At 72.5% G+C, this 16,833-nt stretch carries 15 protein-coding genes; 8 read left to right on the top strand and 7 right to left on the bottom strand.

All coding sequences use genetic code 11. The features are described 5' to 3' along the window. Positions 1-152: 152 nt before the first annotated feature. The 5 genes from ABH940_RS14430 to ABH940_RS14410 all read right to left on the bottom strand — a co-directional run bounded on the left by ABH940_RS14430 (position 153) and on the right by ABH940_RS14410 (position 3,579). Positions 153-1,013, bottom strand: a complete 861-nt coding sequence (locus ABH940_RS14430; protein WP_370068971.1) for a sensor histidine kinase — start codon at positions 1,011-1,013, stop codon at positions 153-155. Positions 1,014-1,088: 75 nt separating this feature from the next. After that, on the bottom strand, positions 1,089-1,658 hold the full coding sequence (locus ABH940_RS14425; protein ID WP_370068969.1) for a hypothetical protein: 570 nt from the start codon (positions 1,656-1,658) through the stop codon (positions 1,089-1,091). 102 nt (positions 1,659-1,760) lie between these two features. Then, positions 1,761-2,270, bottom strand: coding sequence for a pyridoxamine 5'-phosphate oxidase family protein (locus ABH940_RS14420; RefSeq protein ID WP_370068967.1), 510 nt, complete (start codon positions 2,268-2,270; stop codon positions 1,761-1,763). Positions 2,271-2,332: 62 nt separating this feature from the next. Beyond that, positions 2,333-3,031, bottom strand: coding sequence for a class I SAM-dependent methyltransferase (locus tag ABH940_RS14415; RefSeq protein WP_370105404.1), 699 nt, complete (start codon positions 3,029-3,031; stop codon positions 2,333-2,335). A gap of 74 nt (positions 3,032-3,105) precedes the next feature. Then, the gene (locus ABH940_RS14410; RefSeq protein WP_370105403.1) at positions 3,106-3,579 is read right to left on the bottom strand and encodes an SRPBCC domain-containing protein; all 474 of its coding nucleotides are present in this window, start codon (positions 3,577-3,579) and stop codon (positions 3,106-3,108) included. A gap of 123 nt (positions 3,580-3,702) precedes the next feature. On the opposite strand from ABH940_RS14410, the gene ABH940_RS14405 reads away from it, so the two are divergent. Next, positions 3,703-4,494: a tyrosine-protein phosphatase gene (locus ABH940_RS14405; RefSeq protein ID WP_370068961.1), complete on the top strand. Its 792-nt coding sequence runs from the start codon at positions 3,703-3,705 to the stop codon at positions 4,492-4,494. A gap of 121 nt (positions 4,495-4,615) precedes the next feature. Further along, positions 4,616-5,728, top strand: coding sequence for a MerR family transcriptional regulator (locus ABH940_RS14400; protein WP_370105402.1), 1,113 nt, complete (start codon positions 4,616-4,618; stop codon positions 5,726-5,728). Between the two features lie 35 nt (positions 5,729-5,763). Here ABH940_RS14400 and ABH940_RS14395 read toward each other — a convergent pair whose 3' ends face one another. Further along, positions 5,764-6,921: an acyl-CoA dehydrogenase family protein gene (locus tag ABH940_RS14395; protein WP_370068957.1), complete on the bottom strand. Its 1,158-nt coding sequence runs from the start codon at positions 6,919-6,921 to the stop codon at positions 5,764-5,766. A 262-nt stretch (positions 6,922-7,183) separates the two neighbouring features. Here ABH940_RS14395 and ABH940_RS14390 point away from each other — a divergent pair, with 262 nt between their 5' ends. Then, on the top strand, positions 7,184-7,789 hold the full coding sequence (locus ABH940_RS14390; protein ID WP_370105401.1) for a hypothetical protein: 606 nt from the start codon (positions 7,184-7,186) through the stop codon (positions 7,787-7,789). A gap of 49 nt (positions 7,790-7,838) precedes the next feature. On the opposite strand, the gene ABH940_RS14385 is transcribed toward ABH940_RS14390, so the two are convergent. After that, the gene (locus ABH940_RS14385; RefSeq protein ID WP_370105400.1) at positions 7,839-9,935 is read right to left on the bottom strand and encodes an N-acetylmuramoyl-L-alanine amidase; all 2,097 of its coding nucleotides are present in this window, start codon (positions 9,933-9,935) and stop codon (positions 7,839-7,841) included. A gap of 421 nt (positions 9,936-10,356) precedes the next feature. Here ABH940_RS14385 and ABH940_RS14380 point away from each other — a divergent pair, with 421 nt between their 5' ends. From ABH940_RS14380 to ABH940_RS14360, 5 genes are all read left to right on the top strand, one after another. After that, positions 10,357-11,397, top strand: a complete 1,041-nt coding sequence (locus ABH940_RS14380; protein ID WP_370068953.1) for an aldose 1-epimerase family protein — start codon at positions 10,357-10,359, stop codon at positions 11,395-11,397. 74 nt (positions 11,398-11,471) lie between these two features. Continuing rightward, positions 11,472-12,242, top strand: coding sequence for a rhomboid family intramembrane serine protease (locus ABH940_RS14375; protein WP_370068951.1), 771 nt, complete (start codon positions 11,472-11,474; stop codon positions 12,240-12,242). Between the two features lie 111 nt (positions 12,243-12,353). Then, positions 12,354-13,109: a response regulator transcription factor gene (locus ABH940_RS14370; RefSeq protein ID WP_370068949.1), complete on the top strand. Its 756-nt coding sequence runs from the start codon at positions 12,354-12,356 to the stop codon at positions 13,107-13,109. After that, the gene (locus ABH940_RS14365) at positions 13,106-14,575 is read left to right on the top strand and encodes a sensor histidine kinase (protein ID WP_370105399.1); all 1,470 of its coding nucleotides are present in this window, start codon (positions 13,106-13,108) and stop codon (positions 14,573-14,575) included. Before ABH940_RS14370 ends, ABH940_RS14365 begins: the two co-directional genes overlap by 4 nt. Before the next feature lie 90 nt (positions 14,576-14,665). Then, positions 14,666-16,831, top strand: a complete 2,166-nt coding sequence (locus ABH940_RS14360; RefSeq protein ID WP_370068945.1) for a glycosyltransferase family 39 protein — start codon at positions 14,666-14,668, stop codon at positions 16,829-16,831. The last annotated feature ends 2 nt before the right edge of the window (positions 16,832-16,833 follow it).

Genomic DNA, 16,833 nt, shown 5'->3' with positions numbered 1-16,833 from the left:
GAGACCGGCGGTACGTGCACCGCTTCTTCGCGGTGCTGTGCCGCGATTGAAGCAACGCGCGGAGACCGCTCACCAGTGGTCACGGGCACGGTCCTGAGCTGCCGGAACTGGAGGATCATCCAGGGTGTGGCCGGGGCGGTGCTACGGGGCCGCTACGGGGCGGCGGCGGGGAGGCGGAGGACGAAGGTGGGCCCGCTCGGGGCGAGCGCGAGCGAGCCGCCGTGGCGGACGGCGGTCTCGCGGGCCAGGGCCAGCCCCAGGCCGGAGCCGCCCGCGTCACGGCTGCGGGACTCGGCCAGCCGGGTGAACCGCTCGAAGATCCGCTCGCGGTCCTCGGCCGGGATGTCCGAGCCGTCGTTGTGCACGGTCAGGACCACCCACTCCGCGGTCTTTTCCGCCGTGTCCGCGTCTACCGTGTCCCCGTCTGCGTTGTTTCCGTCCGCCCTGTCCACGTCGACGGTCAGGTCGACGCGGGTGGCGGCGTGGCGGGTGGCGTTGTCGAGCAGGTTGCGCAGCAGTCGGCCCAGGTCGCTGCGGTTGCCCAGGATCCGGGCGGAGTCGCGGACGTCGAGCGCGTAGGCCGGGCGGTGCGGATGCGTGGTGCGGAAGTCCGCGACCAGGTCGCGGGCGAGGGCGCCCGCGTCGACCAGCTCGCTGTGGCGTTCGGCGTCGTCGGGGCGGGCCAGCACCAGCAGGTCCTCGGCCAGCTCCTGGAGGCGGCGGACGGAGGTCAGCGCCTGCGCGGTCGTCACCGGCCAGTCGGTCTGCTCGGGGTGGGCGAGGGAGACCTCAAGGTTGGTGCGGAGCGCGGCGATCGGGCTGCGCAACTCGTGTGCGGCGTCGGCGACGAAGCGGCGCTGCTCCTCGGCGGCGCGTCGGAGCCAGGCGACGGTGGCGCGGTTGCGCAGCCAGGCAGAGGTCAGCAACGAGGCCAGCAGCGAGGCCAGCCCGGCGGCGGTCGCCTTCCGGACTGTCCTGGTCAGCGGTGCCAGAGGCGTCATCAGCTCGGACATCAGCTCAGAATTGCACGAAACCGGACAGAATGATCACTCGGAATGACTCGGAATGACTTGGAACGGAGCAGTCGGTCAGCTGCGGTGCGTCCAGTCCGGCTCGACCCGTGCCCATTCCTCCTCCCAGGCCCGCCAGGTCCGCCGGTCGAGCGAGTGCCGGGCCAGGGCGTAGCCGCCGGCCAGCAGGGTCGTACCGGCGGCGAAAGCGGCCAGGGCGTAGGTGGCGGCGCTGCCCGCGCTCTGCACGGCCGGTATCGGCTGCGGCTGCGGGACGTCCTTGGCGTTGACCCAGAGGGAGACGTCGTCGCCGGGGACCGTCGCCACCGGTACGGGGGCCTGGACCGTGTGCGGGCCGGACGCGTCCGTCCAGGTCAGCGTGGCAACCCAGGTGCCGACGCCCGCCGTGGACGGGTCGGTGGTCGCGACGGTCGACACCTCGTGCAGCCCCACCTGGGCTCGTTGTGCGGAGGCGCGGCTGTTCGAGTAGAGCTGGAGGCCGAGCAGGACCGTCAGGGCGACCGCGATGCCGATGCTCACCACGAAAAGGACGCGCAGCCACGAGCGGAGCGAATCGGCGCGTCGGTGCAGCGGATTCCTCCGCCGCGGCATGGCCGACGGTTGCGGCGCGACTGACGGCGTGGCCATGGCCACCGCCTCCTTTGCCCTCCCACCCCGAGGCCTCTGGACCCTCCTCAGACCATCGTGCTGCCCGGTGCCGGGCTATTTCAACCCTCGGGCGGGGATGGTTCAACTCCCGAGTAGGGCCAGCCACTCCAGCTTGGTGGCGAAGCCGCGGGAGTTGTCGATCAGCCTCAGCCAGGTGGGGTGGATCGCCCACAACGCCGTGGATTCCAAGGCGGATCGGAGCCTCGGGTCGGCGGCGACGAAGGGGAAGCGTTCCGTGTACGCACCCCACCCCGCGTCCCGCTCCGGCCCGTCCGCAAGGCGGCGGCAGACACCGCGTCCCTGGACGCCCGTGAGCGTCGCCCATTCCTGCCCGTCCGCCTGTGCGGTGAACGCGACCGGTACGTCGGCGGCGGCGGAGAGTGCCCGACCGTGACGGGTGGTGGCTGCGGTGACGAAGACCAATGAGGCGTCCGCGCCGCCGGCGTGGAGCGCGGCGTAGAGCACGGCGCAGGCCTGCGGGCCGTCCGCGTCGGCGTAGGCGAGGGTGAGCGTGGTGTGGGCGCGCAGTGCGTCGAGCAAGGCGGCATGGGGCTGCGCCGCGTCGGACGGGGGAGTACCGGGCCGGGACATACGAGGGATTCTGGCAGGCCCCGGCCCGCGTACCGGAGGGTCGCGTCGCTGACTGCGCTGCGCTACGGCTTGCGCCAGACGTAGGCCGCGGACACCGGCTGGCCCCGGAACCGCTCCCACTTGGGCTTCCTGGCCACCCACGCGTCGTCCACCACCCGCTCGCGCATCTCGGCCAGTTGCCAGCCCGCCGCCAGCCCGGCGGTGAGATGGTCGCTCACCAGGTGCACGTGGGTGGTGATGGCCAGCTCGGAGCCGTCGGCCGCGGTGAAGTGGGTGGGCATCCCGGCCGCCATGATGAACTGCGGGTGCAGTCCGACCAGGACGAACAGCCCGCCCGGAGCGGCCAGCCGCAACGCCTCGCGGTAGAGCGGGTGCAGCGACGGAAGGTGTTCGTCGACCAGCGAGGTGATCACCAGCGGGTAGGCGTCGGCGTCCAGGCCGGTCGCGGCGAGGTCGCCCTCGACGAGGCGGGCATGGTTGCCCCGGGAACGGGCGACGGCCAGCATCTCCGGGGTCAGGTCCACGCCGTCGACGGCGTGGACGCCCTGCGCGCGCAGCCAGGCGCCGGTGCGGCCGGTGCCGCAGGCCAGATCGGCGGCGCGGTCGACGTCGGCCCAGGCGGGGGTGGTGAGCGAGGCGAGGACGTCGAGGTCCATCAGGTCCTCGACGGTGTTCTCGTAGCTGCCGACCCAGGCGGCGTACCCGGTGCGGACGTCGACGGTGGGGTAGCCACGGGTGTCGAACTGTGCGAAATCGACCATGGCCGCAGTCTCTGTGATCCACCCCGCCGAGCGCGAACCATTTGTCACGCGGGCTCTTCTCCGGCTGCCGCCCCTCAGTCCTCCTCGTCCTCCTCCGCCGCCTCCTCCGCCCACGGGTCGGGGCCCGGATCGCCGCCGGAGGCGCGGATCGTCAGGCGGTCGAGGTAGTGCTCCCACCCTGTCCGGTGCGGTTCGCGGGCTGCGGCGGGCAGGTCGGTGTGGGTGAGCGTGAGCAGGGTGCCGAGCGCGTCCGGGGTCAGCTCGATCCGGACGGTGCTGCTGCCGGGCGGGACCGGGTCGCCCTCGTTCTCCCACCCCCAGGTGAGGACGATCCGCACGGGCGGGGTGAGCTCGGTGTACCGGCCGGAGGCGATCGCGTCGGCCACCACCCGGATCCGGTAGGCGCCGCCGGTACGCGGGTCCAGCTCCGCCTCGACGCCCTGCCAGGAGAGCAGGCGGTCGTGGTCGGTCAGGTAGGAGAAGACCGCCTCCGGCTCGGCCCTGATGCGGCGTCGGATCACCACCGCGCTCCCCGGGATGATCGCCACGGCGTTGCCACCTCTCCGGTGTCCCGATCTGTCTCCGAAGGTCCCATCCCAGCACGGTGGATGCGACAGCACAGCTTGGTGACGTCCTTTCGGACGACGGTTGACGATGCTTAGGGTGCGATCATGACGACTCCCGATCGGCACATCGGCTTCGAGGCCCTGCACAACTTCCGTGATCTGGGCGGCTACCGCACCGGGGACGGTCGGTCGGTGCGCTGGCAGCGGCTCTACCGGGCGGACGCGTTGTCCAAGCTGGCGAGCGAGGCGGACTGGAAGGTCTTCGAGGGGCTGGGCATCGCCACCGTCATCGACCTGCGACACGGCTTCGAGATCGAGGCGCGCGGCCGGATCGCCGAGCGGGCCGACGTCGCCTACCACCACTGCAGCATCGAGCACCGCCCCTACGACCAGCCCGGCCAGGGGCCGGAGGTCGAGCCGGGCCCGTTCCTGGCCGAGCGTTACCGGGAGGTCGCCGAGGACGGCGTGGTGGAGCTCCGTCGCGCGCTGGAGGTGATCGCGGACCCTAGGTGCGGGCCGCTGGTCTTCCACTGCGCCTCCGGCAAGGACCGCACCGGCCAACTCGCCGCCACCGTCCTGGCGTTGCTGGACGTCGCGGAGTCCGACATCGTCGCCGACTTCGCGCTCACCGACCTGGCCGCCGAGCGCCTGCGCGCGCACTGGGCCGCCGAGTACGGCAACGGTCGTCCCCCTCGCTGGCCCGGCTACGGGTACGCCCCGGCCGAGGTGATGGAGCTCTTCCTGGCCGGGCTGGCGAAGGACTACGGCTCGGTCCGCGGCTACGCCGAACAGCGGCTCGGCGTCGACGACGCCCTGGTCGAGCGGCTGCGTGAGACGCTGCTTGAGGAGCGCGACGGGAGTGAGGAGCGGGGCGGGAGTGGCGAGGGAGGCTGTTGACCTTGCCCTTGGGGCAAGGCCCAGCATCGGTCGTGCCGGGCCCCGGACGGGTCCGGTACGAGGAAGCGCGGATCAGTAGTACAGCAGATCCGCAGGACAGAGCTGGAGGAGGTGCGGGCCGATGCCGGACGAGCTGCTGACGATCGGGGCGTTCGCGCGCCGGGCGCGGCTGTCGCCCAAGGCACTGCGCCTCTACGACGAGCTGGGCTTGCTGCCGCCGGTGCGGGTCGATCCGCAGAACGGCTACCGCTACTACGCGCCCGCGCAGTTGGAGCAGGCGCAGCTCGTCGCCTGGCTGCGGCTGCTCGGTATGCCGCTGGCCCGGATCCGGACCGTCTGCGGGCTGCCTGCTGCGGAGGCCGCGACCGAGGTCGCCGCCTACTGGGCGCGGGTCGAGGACGACACCGCGTCCCGGCGGCGGCTCGCCGCCTTCCTCGTGGACCACCTGAACGGAACGACCGGGAAGGACCACGAACCCATGACTGTGCCGCCGACAACCCCCCTCACCCTGTGCTGCGCCGCCGCCAGCGACACCGGCCTGGTCCGGGAGAGCAACCAGGACACCGCCTATGCCGGGCCCGGACTGCTCGCCGTCGCCGACGGATTCGGCGCGGCCGGAGCCCTGGCCGGCTCACTGGCCGTCGAGGCGCTCAAGCCGGTCGCCGGACGCGCCGCCGGAACCCGCGCTCCGGGCCAGGGCGACGTGCTCAACGCGCTGGCCGACGCCGTCACCGAGGCCAACCGCAGCGTGGAGGGGCTCGCCGACGCGGGCTCCGGCACGACGCTGACGGCGCTGCTGTGGACCGGCTCGACGGCCGTCGACAGCATGGCCCTGGTCCATGTCGGCGACTCGCGCGCCTATCTGCTGCGCGGCGGCGAGCTGTTCCGGATCACGCAGGACCACTCGCACGTCCAGTCCCTGGTCGACGAGGGACGGCTGACCGAGGACGAGGCCGCCGCGCACCCGCAACGGGCGCTGCTGACCCGGGCGTTGGACGGCCGCGCCGACAGCCGTGCCGACGTGACGCTCCAGCAGGTCCGGCCCGGGGACCGGTACCTGCTCTGCTCGGACGGCCTGTCGGTGGTGATCGCGGAGGAGACGCTGCGGCAGACCCTGCTCACGGCAGAGCACCCCGACGTGGCCGTCCGCGAGCTGGTCGTCCTGGCCCGCCGGGCGGGCGGGCCGGACAACGTGGCCTGTGCGGTCGCGGACGTGGCCGAGTCGGGGTGCTGAGAACGCCGGGGCGCTGAGAACTACGTCCTGGGGGCTTACAGGCCCAGCGACTTGGCGATGACCATCTTCATGACCTCGCTGGTGCCGCCGTAGATCCGGAAGACCCGGTTGTCCGCGTAGAGGCGGGCGATCGGGTACTCCAGGATGTAGCCGTAGCCGCCGTGCAGCTGGAGGCAGCGGTCCACGACGCGGGAGCAGACCTCGGTGGTGAACAGCTTGGCCTTGGCCACGTCCGAGGCGGTCAGGTCGCCGGTCTCGAAGTGCTCCAGCGCACGGTCCACGACGGCCTGGGCGGCGTCGACCTCGGCCTCGCAGGCGGCCAGCTCGAACTTGGTGTTCTGGAAGGACGCCACCGACTGGCCGAAGACCTTGCGGTCCTTGGTGTAGGCGACGGCCAGGTCCACGGCGGCACGGGCGGCGGCGTAGGCGCCGACGGCGATGGCCAGGCGCTCCTGGACCAGGTTGTGGGCCAGGTACGAGAAGGCCTTGCCCTCCTCGCCCAGCAGGTCGCAGGCCGGGACCTTGACGTCGACGAAGGCCAGCTCGCCGGTGTCGGAGGTGCGCAGGCCGATCTTGTCGAGCTTGCGGCCGACCGAGTAGCCCGGCAGCGTCGTGTCGACGCAGAGGATGGACAGACCGCCGCGGCGGTCCTCCGGCGTGGCCGGGGAGGTGCGGGCGATGACCAGCACCATGTCGGCCTGGACGCCGCCGGTGATGAAGGTCTTGGCGCCGTTGAGGACGTAGTGCTTGCCGTCCTCGGTCAGCTTTGCGGTGGTGGTCATGCCGGCCAGGTCGGAGCCGGTGCCCGGCTCGGTCATGGCGATGGCGGTCATCATCTCGCCGGAGACGAACTTGGGCAGCCAGCGCTTCTTCTGCTCCTCGTTCGCGTACTCCATGATGTACGGCAGGCAGAGGCCGGTGTGCACGCCGGCGGAGCCGAAGCTGACGCCCGCGCGGGCGCACTCCTCGGTGACGATCGCCTGGTACTTGAAGCCGGTCATGCCCGCGCCGCCGAACTCCTCCGGCACCTCGATGCCGAAGACGCCCAGCTCGCCGAGCTTCAGGTAGAAGTCCTTGGGCGCGCGGCCCGCCTCCTCCCACTCCTGGTAGACGGGCACGACCTCCTTGGCGATGAAGTCGCGGATGGTCTCCCGGAACGCCTCGTGGTCCTCGGTGAAAACGGTGCGGCGCACGACGGCGCTCCTCTCGGACGGCACTGGTCGAACGAACGTTAAGTTAATCGCCGGTAGCCCGGCTGTCCAGGTGCACGGGCGTGAGAGTTCTCGCAGTACGGGGCAGTTGCAGGGCCATTGGACTGAACGAGCGATCTGCTCCTGCCCCACGCGCTTGCCCGTGGATCTGCCCGTCGCTGCGGTCGCGGGCCGGGGTTACGGCGCTTACGCTCCCAGGAACGGCGGCCACGGCCGAAGGGCGGGTCCGACAATGCGGCAGTCGGTGCAACAGTCCATGCAGCAGTCGATGCAGCGGTCCATGCAGCAGTCGGTGCGACAGCGCGTCGATGTGGTGGGGATGGCGGTCTCGTCCGGCATCGCGGTCGGCCTCGGGCTGACCTTGCTGGTCGACGCCCTGGCGGACGCCTCCGGCTACCACCCGGCCGAGCACAGCGCCCTGCTCCGCCTCGCCGACTGGGCGTCGCACTCGTCCGCCTGGCAGTCGACCCCGACGCTGCTCGGCCTGGCGACGGCGTTCCTGCTGATCCGCACGGAGCGCACCCCACGCCTCGGCCCGGCGGGCCCGCTGGTCGCAGTGGCGGTCGCCTCGGTGGCGGGTTGGTTCGACGGCGTGCCGGGCACGCGCCTTCCCGTCCCGCTGCTCGTGGCACTGGCGGTACTGGCCCTGCTCGGGCCGTACCGCACGCGGTGGGCGCTCGGCGCGCTGGTCGTCACCGGGTTGGCGGGCGTCGTACCGCTCCCGGTCGCGGCAGCGGTGGCCGCGTGCGCGGCGGCCCGCGCGGTGGCGCGGTTCGCGCCTGATCCACGGCGCGAGCCCTTTGCCGCGGTGGCGGGGGCGGCGTTGGTGGCTGCGGCAGTGGTCCTTTAGGTGGATCAGCAGCGCCGCTGGGCGGATCTGCCGAGCTGAGGTGGTGCAACTACCTCGCAGGCGCAATCTGTTGCACGTCGGAGGCCATGACGAACGCCAGCCGGTGGTCGAACTGGATCGGGTAGTACTGCGTCGTCCCGATGACGACCCGGCATCCCACCGCACCGGCGCAGCCGTACGTCGCGGCGTAGTAGTCGCCGCTCACCTCCGAGCCCGCGAGGTACGCCTGGCCGGGGGAGATGGTGTCCGCGAGCGGGACGAGCTGCTGGCTCGCCGACGCGGCCAGAGCGCCCAGCTGGGACGGGTACGCGGAAGCCTCGGGGAAGGCGCGGCCGTAGACGGGGATGGGGCGGTCGCCGGCGGGGGCGACCAGCATCAGGTCGGCACTGGTGGTCGGGTCGGGGACGAGGGTGTCGGACCAGTTCGGGTCCTGGAGCCACGCCTCCTGGCCGTCGTACCAGAGGGCGACCCAGTCGCCGGAGACGTCGGCGACGACGAAGGTCTGTCCGTAGGCGGCCTTGTCCGTGCCGTCCGCCGCGTCCGTCGTCCCCTGGCCGACCAACGGGGCGTCGGCGGAGGGAGCCTGGCGGAGGTAGACGAAGTTCGCCGGGTGGGAGGGGCAGGCCTGGCCGTCGCCGCCGCAGCCGGTGATCGCGGGCTGGGTGGCCAGGGTGTACGGCGGTGCGACGGTGACCAGGCCGCCGACGACCGGACGGGCGTGCTGGCCGCCCAGCGGTGCGCCGACCAGGGTGAGCAGGCGGCTCCAGTCCCAGTACGGGCCGGGGTCGCCGGGCAGCGCGGACGCGTCCGCCGACGAGCCCGCAGCCGCCGATGCAGCCGCCGAGCCCGCAGCCGCCGAGGAGCCCGCAGCCGCCGATGCGGCGGCCGTCGCAGGGGCCGCGCCGGGGACGTCGTCCGCGCCGAGGATGTGCTCGCGGTCCAGCGGGATCTCGAACTTCGCCGCCAGGTACTTCACCAGCGCCGCCGTGGACTCGTACTCCGCCTCGGGGTACCAGCTGCCCTGCGGCAGCGCGTAGCCCTCCGCGTCGATGCCGACCGAGTGCGCGTTGACGGTCTGGTTGCCCGAGTGCCAGGCGATGTCGGCGGTCGGGACGAGTTGCGTCACCGAGCCGTCGCGGCCGACGACGTAATGGGCGCTGGAGTAGGCGGTCGGGTCCTGGTACGAGGCGATCGTGCCCCCGGCGGAGCCCTCGGTGTCGTGCAGCACCAGGTAGTCGACCTGATCGCCGTCGGTGGGGCGGTTCGCCTTCGCGTAGTTGCCGTTCTGCTGGTACGCGGCCGGGGACACGGCACAGGCCAGGCCGCCCGGGCACTCCGCCACCGAGGTGCCGTCGCCGCCGTCGGTGCTCGCCACCGAGGCCTGCGTGGCGGCCAGTTCGGGCGGGCGGACGTTCGGCGCGGCCGGGAGGGAGACGGCCTGGTTGTCGTCGGTGACCCGGGACGCGCCCTGCTGGATCAGCGTGTAGACGCGGGCCGCGAACTGCTGACCGGCGACCGGCGTCTCCGCCTGCGCGTAGGCGACCACGGCGGGCCACCACGCGGCCGGGTCGGTCGGCACCCCGCCCGGCGCGGACGCCTGCGGACTCAGCCGGGACTCGTAGGAGGCCAGCAGGGCCGCTCCGCCGCGCACGCTCTGCGTCATGTCGGTCTTCAGCAGATTGGCGGCCACCCCCGCGAGCGCCGCCGCGGTCTGCAGCGTGTGCAGGGCGGGGGACGCGGTGTCGACGGAGGCGCGCTCGGCGAGGGCACGGGCGGAGGGCTGCTGTGCGTGGGCGGCGCCGCTGCCGGTCAGGTCGCGGGTGGACGGGGTGCTCACGTCGGCGTCGGAGACCTCGGTCAGGCCCATCACGTTGTAGTTGCCCGTGACGCTGGGACGGCCGCCGTGGGACTCCCACAGCGTCTCCTCGTACGAGACGGCCAGCAGGACGTCCGCCGGCACGTGGAACTCGGCGCTCGCGGAGGTGAAGGCCTGCTGCAGCGCGGTCGTGGTCCGGTCCGGGGTGCTCGGCCAGGCCAGTGCGCCTGCGACGGGTGCGGTCGTGGGGGTGGCCGTGCGCGCAGAGGCGGGGCTGGGCGCGGCCTCGGCGGCTGCGCCGATCACCACCGCGCCGGCGGCGATCGCCACCGCAGCGCCGATCCAGCGACGTGACCGTCTGCGGACGTGTCGAGCCGTCAAGGCGTGCCTCTGTCGTGGTCCGGCCGTGAGGCCGTGGGTGGACGGGCCCGCAGGCCGTCCGCGTCTCGTCAGCTCAGCCGGTCTCGCGCGCGCTCGCGGCGGAATCGGGGCCACCCGGGTAACCCAACGTTCGGCCGGCGCGCACCAGACGGCCCGGCCGTCCGGACGCGGGCTGCCAGGCGGGCCCAGATGGGCCGTGAGGGTGGTGCGTTGAGGGTTCTGCTGGTGGTGCTGATGGTCTGTGAGGAGTGAGCGTGAGACTAGCACTCCCGTACGGTTCCGCGGTCCCCGGGTGATCCCGGACACATGCAACCCCCGCACACCCTGCGCCCAACCGTCACTTCCGGTGGCCGGGTGACAGGATGGCGTCATGGCTGACGACGCTACGGCAGACGACGCAACGGCTGACGCGACCGGCATCCCGACCGGTATTCCGACCGGCGTTCCTGCCGGCAGCGCGACCGGGTCCTCGCCCCACGCACCGATCTCGCCGAACGGCCCGCAACAGGTCGTCCAGGCCGGTGGCTACCGTGCGGTGATCAACGGCGTTGGCGCGGGACTGCGCGAGCTCAGCCACCAGGGTCGTCCGCTGGTGGTCGGCTACCCGGCGGAGACCCAGCCTCCGGGCGGCGCCGGGCAGTTGCTGATCCCGTGGCCGAACCGCGTGCGCGACGGGCGCTACCGGTTCGACGGTGAGGACCGGCAGTTGGACCTGACCGAGCCGTCGACCGGCAACGCCAGCCACGGCTTCACCCGGTGGCTGCCGTGGCGGGTCGTCGCCGAGGGCGCCGGTGAGGGCTCGGCGTATGTCCGTTACGCCCTGCGGCTCTATCCGATGCACGGCTATCCGCACATCCTGGACCTGACCGCCCACTACGAGCTCGGCGAGGCCGGGCTCGTAGTCGAGCTGGCGGCGCACAACGTCGGCGACCGGCCCGCGCCCTACGGCTTCGGTGCGCACCCGTACCTGACGCTGGGCCGCGGTCCGGGGCAGATCGGCGAGGCGGTGCTGGCGGTGCCCGCGGACACCTGGCTGCCGGTCGACGCGCGCAAGATCCCCGACGGGCGCGAGTCCGTCGCGGGCACCGACTACGACTTCCGCACGCCCCGTGCCATCGGCGACACCGTGCTGGACACCGCCTACACCGGCCTGACCAGGGACGCGGACGGGCTGGCCCGGGTGCGGCTGACCGCTCCGGGGGGCGGTTCCGGCGTCGAGCTCCGGCTGGGCGAGGGCGTCGACTGGCTCCAGCTCTACACCGGCGACACCCTGTCCGCCGGATACCGCCGCGCGGGCATCGCCGTCGAGCCGATGAGCTGCCCGCCCAACGCCTTCGCCACCGGCGAGGACCTGCTGCGGATCGAGCCGGGCGAGCGCGTCGCGCACCGGTTCGGTATCGGTGCGCTGTAGAGGTAGGTGCGCTGTCGGTGCCCGGTTCTAGAGTTCCTCCTGAGTGCTCCTGAACGAGAGCGGGGGTGGGCACCGTGGACACGAGGCAGCTGTGGGCTCCGAAGGAGCTGGACACACCGGAGCGGATGCTGGCGGAGGCGCGCAAGGCGTTCTTCGTGATGTTCGGCGTCATGGTGGTGATCTGGGCGGTCCAGGTCGTCAACTGGATGGACCAGCAGCAGCTGTCGCAGGAGTACGGCGTGGTCCCGCACGACGTCGCCCGACTGCCGGAGATCTTCACCGCGCCGTTCCTGCACTTCAGTTGGGCACACATCGAGTCCAACTCGGGGCCGCTCTTCGTCTTCGGCTTCCTGGCCGCGTACCGGGGCGTGGCCCGGTTCCTCTGGCTGACGCTGCTGGTGACGGTGACCAGCGGCCTGGCGGTCTGGATCTTCCAGAGCGGTGACACCGTCGGGGCGGGCGCGAGCGGCGTCATCTTCGGCTACTTCGGCTATGTGGTGCTGCGGGGCATCTTCGACCGGCACCTGATCGACACGTTGGTCGGGCTGGTCATGGGCGCCTCGTTCGCCTACCTGCTGACCGTCGCCGTCCCCGGCACGCCCGGCGTCAGCTGGCTGGCGCACCTCGGCGGGCTCGTCGGCGGAGTGATCGGCGCCTGGTTGCTGCGGGACCGGCGTCCGGCGACGACGTCCGGCACGCCGACGGGGTCCGGGCGCAAGTCGTCCGGCCTCATACCGCCCGCGCCCACAGCGTCCGGGTCCACAGCGTCGGGGCCGGGCAAGGACGTTGCCGCCGGTCCCCGGTCCGACCTGCACAAGGAGCTGGGCGACCTGGGGCTGCTCTGAGCGATACCTGGGAGTTCCTGGCAGCCTCCTGGGGAATTGCCAGGGAATACACAGGTAACCGGAAGCGCGACCTCATGGAATTCTCATGCAACGGCGGCACCGTATCGGAGCATGACCACGACCTCCTCCGACGCGGCCGCTACCGAGCTCCGTCGCCCCGACGGCACCCCCGTGCGGGTGCTCGTCGTGGACGACGAGGCCCCCCTAGCCGACCTCCTGTCCATGGCCCTGCGCTACGAGGGCTGGCAGACCACGACTGCCGGCGACGGCGCGTCCGCGCTGCGCGCCGCCCGCGAGTTCCGCCCCGACGCGGTGATCCTCGACGTGATGCTGCCCGACCTCAACGGCCTTGAGGTGATGCGTCGCCTCCGCTCCGCACAGCACGACGTGCCCGTGCTCTTCCTGACCGCCAAGGACGCCGTCGAGGACCGCATCGCGGGCCTGACCGCGGGCGGCGACGACTACGTGACCAAGCCGTTCAGCCTGGAGGAGGTCGTCGCCCGGCTGCGCGGGCTGCTGCGCCGCTCCGGCGCGGCCTCGGCGCGCAGCGAGTCGACGCTCGTCGTCGGCGACCTGACCCTGGACGAGGACAGCCGCGAGGTCCACCGCGCGGGCACCTCGATCCGCCTCACCGCCACCGAGTTCGAGCTGCTGCGCTTCCTGATGCGCAACCCGCGCCGGGTACTGAGCAAGCCGCAGATCCTGGACCGGGTCTGGAACTACGACTTCGGCGGCCAGGGCAACGTGGTCGAGCTCTACATCTCCTACCTGCGCCGCAAGATCGATGCGGGCCGTGCTCCGATGATCCACACCATGCGTGGTGCGGGTTACGTGCTCAAGCCCGCGGAGGCGGCGGCAGCGTCGTGATCCGCCGCTGGTCGACCTGGCCGCTGCGCACCCGCCTGGTCGTGACGATGACGGTGCTGCTGGCCGTCGTCTTCACCGTGGTGGCCTGGTTGACCACCTTTCAGCTGCGCGAGTACATGCAGAGCAACCTGGACGACAAGCTGCACGGTGCTGCCATGGCGGCCTTCGGCGGTCCTGGCGGAGGTCCCGCCGGAGACGGCGGCGGCCACCCGCACGGGGGCTCCGGGGTGGTCACCGTGGTGCTCAACGCCGACGGGTCGCTCCGCTTCTCGGGGATCGACAGTTTCGACAACCAGTCGCTGACCGATGCCGAGATCACCGCGCTTGAGGCGGCCCCGGTCAGCTCCGACGCGACCACGGTCGACCTGCCCGTCCTCGGGGAATACCGGGTCCTGGCGATGCCCGCCGGGCCGCACGGTCCCGACAGCGGCCGGGCGATCGTGGGACTGCCGGAGTCGGCGGTCACCGGGCCGATCGACAATCTGATCGCCACCGAGGCCGTGCTGGGCGTGGCCGCGGTGATCCTGGTCGGCTTCGCCGGGTTCGCGCTGGTGCGCGTCTCGTTGCGCCCGCTGGACCGGGTCGCGGCGACCGCCGCGCGGATCGCCAAGGAACCGCTGGACCGGGGCGAGGTGGGCCGGTTGGCCCGGGTGCCCGCCGTCGACACCGACCCGAGGACCGAGTCCGGGCTGGTCGGCGCGGCGCTGAACCGGATGATCGACCATGTCTCCGCAGCCCTGGAGGCCCGGCACGCCAGCGAGACGCGCGTGCGTCAGTTCGTGGCCGACGCCAGCCACGAGCTGCGCACCCCGCTGGCCTCGATCAAGGGCTACGCTGAACTGACCCGGCGCAGCAAGGAGACCGTGCCACCGGACACGGCCTACGCGCTCGGCCGGGTCGAGTCCGAGGCGACCCGGATGACCGCACTGGTCGAGGACCTGCTGCTCCTCGCCCGCCTGGACGCGGGCCGGGAGCTCACCCACGAGCCGGTGGACCTCGCGCCGCTGGTCGTGGACGCGGTCCGCGACGCGCACGCGGCCGTGCCGGACCACAAGTGGGAGGTCCGGCTGCCGGACGATCCCGAGGCCGGGACCCAGGTGACCGGCGACGAGCACCGGCTGCACCAGGTGCTGGTCAACCTGCTGGCCAACGCGGGCAAGCACACGCCACCGGGCACGGTCGTCACGGCCGCACTGGCGGTGGGCGGTCCCACCGCCGACCGGCACGCGCTGCTGACCGTCACCGACGACGGTCCTGGCATCCCGCCGGACCTGCTGCCCACCGTCTTCGAACGCTTTGCGCGCGGCGACTCCTCGCGGGCGCGGGCGGTCGGCTCGACCGGACAGGGCTCGACCGGACTGGGGCTGGCCATCGTGGCCGCCGTCGTCGCCTCGCACGGCGGCGAGGTCCGGGTGACGAGCGTGCCCGGGGAGACCGTGTTCGCGGTGCGGCTGCCGCTGGCCTGAGCGGCCGTCAGAGCGTCCTCGCGCGCGTTCACAGGCGGCGCACATCCGTCCGACACGGCGTGAACAGGGCGCTCGGTGACGGTGGACGGCATGACCACCACCGCCGCACCCTCACCCGCAACGGCCTCCGCGCCCGACGCGGCCGCACCCGGCCGCGATCCACGCTGGGCCCGGCCCGCCTTCCTCGCGCTGCTGGCCCTGACCGCGCTGCTCTACGTCTGGGACCTGGGCGCGTCCGGCTGGGCCAACCAGTTCTACTCGGCCGCCGTCCAGGCCGGGGCGCACAGCTGGAAGGCGATGTTCTTCGGCTCCTCCGACGCCGCCAACTTCATCACCGTCGACAAGCCACCGGCCTCGCTGTGGGTGATGGAGCTGTCGGCGCGGCTGTTCGGCGTCAACGCGTGGTCGATCCTGGTGCCGCAGGCGCTCGAAGGCGTTGCGGCCGTCGCCGTCGTGCATGCGGCGGTCAAGCGGCGGTTCTCCGCCGGCCCCGCGCTGCTGGCCGGGGCGACGCTCGCGCTGACCCCGGTCGCGGCGCTGATGTTCCGCTTCAACAACCCGGACGCGCTGCTGGCGCTGCTGCTCGCGCTCGCCCTCTACGCGGTCCAGCGTGCGCAGGAGCAGGCGCGGACCCGGTGGCTGCTGACAGCCGCCGCCTGTATCGGCTTCGCCTTCCTGACCAAGACGCTGCAGGCGTTCCTGGTGCTGCCCGCGATGGGCTCGGTATATCTGCTCCTGGCGCCGACCGGCTTCTGGCGGCGGGTGCGACAGCTGCTGCTGGCGATGGTGGTGCTGGTGGTCAGCTCGGGGTGGTGGGTCGCGATCGTCGAGCTGACGCCGGTTCAGTACCGGCCGTATGTCGGGGGTAGCCAGAACGACTCCTTTCTCCAGCTGACCTTCGGATACAACGGCTTCGGCCGGATCACCGGCGCCGAGACCGGCAGCGTGGGCGGCGGGGGAGGTGGTGCCGCCGGCGGCAACTGGGGGAGCACCGGACTGACCCGGCTCTTCGGAGCGGAGATGGGCGGTCAGATCTCCTGGCTGCTCCCCGCGGCGCTGCTGTTGCTGGTGGCGGGCCTCTGGTGGACGCGCCGCGCGCCGCGCACCGACCCGCGTCGAGCGGCGCTGGTGCTCTGGGGGACGGCGCTGGTCACCACCTTCGTGGTGTTCAGCTATATGCAGGGGATCTTCCACCCGTACTACAACGTCGCGCTCGCGCCGTATCTCGCGGTGCTGGTGGGCATGGGCGCCGGGCTGCTGTGGGAGCGTCGGGCCGGTTGGGCGGCCGGTGGTACTGCGGCGCTGGTCGTCGGGGTGACGGCGGTCTGGTCGTTCGTCCTGCTGGGGCGCAGTGCGGACTGGCTGCCGTGGCTGCGCTACGCGGTGCTGCTGGTGGGCCTGGCGAGCGCGCTGGCGCTGGCCTTCGGGCCGCTGCTGGGGCGGCGGTTGGCCGTGGTCGCGGCGCTGGCCGCGGTCCTCGCGGGCCTCGGCGGCCCGGCCGCGTACAGCGTCGAGACGGCCGGCACCGCGCACAGTGGTTCGCTCCCCTCGGCGGGACCGACGGTCCAGGGCGCCGGGTTCGGCGGGATGCCCGGAGGCGGAGGAAGGACCGGCGGTGGAACACCCGGCGGTGGAATGTCCGGCGGTGGAATGTCCGGAGGTGGAACGCCCGGGCGCGGGTTCGGGGGTGGCGGTCGGCCGGGCGGATCCGGCGGCGCCGCTGGGCAGCTCGGCGGCAAGCTGCCCAGCGGCAAGCTCCCCGGCGGCTTCGGACAGCGCGGCGGCATGCCCGGTGGCGCCGGAGGCGGTGCCGGTGGGATCGGTTCGCTGCTCAACGGGAGTGATCCCGGCAAGGCGCTGACCGCGCTGCTCAAGCAGGACGCCTCCCGCTACACCTGGGTCGCCGCGGCCGTCGGCTCCCAGAACGCGGCGGGCTACCAGTTGGCCGGCGGCTACCCGGTGATGGCCGTCGGCGGCTTCAACGGGACCGATCCGGCGCCGACCCTGGCCCAGTTCGAGAGCGATGTGCGCTCCGGGAAGATCCACTACTTCCTCGGCAGCGCGCTGACCATGGGCGGCCCGACCGGCGGTACGAGCACGAGCACCAGCGCCGGCACGAGCACGAGCACGAGCACCGGCACCGGCGGCTCGGGCGACTCCTCGCAGATCGCCACCTGGGTGGCCCAGAACTACAAGGCCACCACGGTCGACGGCGTGACGGTCTATGACCTGACGAACCCGAAGACGACCGGCTGAGC

This window comes from Streptacidiphilus sp. BW17, from assembly GCF_041262485.1.
In the GTDB taxonomy this organism is placed as follows: domain Bacteria; phylum Actinomycetota; class Actinomycetes; order Streptomycetales; family Streptomycetaceae; genus Streptacidiphilus.
This window is presented reverse-complemented; position numbering and strand designations above follow the sequence as displayed.

What these genes read in the sequence shown, in the direction of transcription:
- ABH940_RS14430 (WP_370068971.1), bottom strand. Translation starts at nt 1,013, where the DNA reads ATGTCCGAGCTGATGACGCCTCTGGCACCGCTGACCAGGACAGTCCGG.
- ABH940_RS14425 (WP_370068969.1), bottom strand. Translation starts at nt 1,658, where the DNA reads ATGGCCACGCCGTCAGTCGCGCCGCAACCGTCGGCCATGCCGCGGCGG.
- ABH940_RS14420 (WP_370068967.1), bottom strand. Translation starts at nt 2,270, where the DNA reads ATGTCCCGGCCCGGTACTCCCCCGTCCGACGCGGCGCAGCCCCATGCC.
- ABH940_RS14415 (WP_370105404.1), bottom strand. Translation starts at nt 3,031, where the DNA reads ATGGTCGATTTCGCACAGTTCGACACCCGTGGCTACCCCACCGTCGAC.
- ABH940_RS14405 (WP_370068961.1), top strand. Translation starts at nt 3,703, where the DNA reads ATGACGACTCCCGATCGGCACATCGGCTTCGAGGCCCTGCACAACTTC.
- ABH940_RS14400 (WP_370105402.1), top strand. Translation starts at nt 4,616, where the DNA reads ATGCCGGACGAGCTGCTGACGATCGGGGCGTTCGCGCGCCGGGCGCGG.
- ABH940_RS14380 (WP_370068953.1), top strand. Translation starts at nt 10,357, where the DNA reads ATGGCTGACGACGCTACGGCAGACGACGCAACGGCTGACGCGACCGGC.
- ABH940_RS14370 (WP_370068949.1), top strand. Translation starts at nt 12,354, where the DNA reads ATGACCACGACCTCCTCCGACGCGGCCGCTACCGAGCTCCGTCGCCCC.
- ABH940_RS14360 (WP_370068945.1), top strand. Translation starts at nt 14,666, where the DNA reads ATGACCACCACCGCCGCACCCTCACCCGCAACGGCCTCCGCGCCCGAC.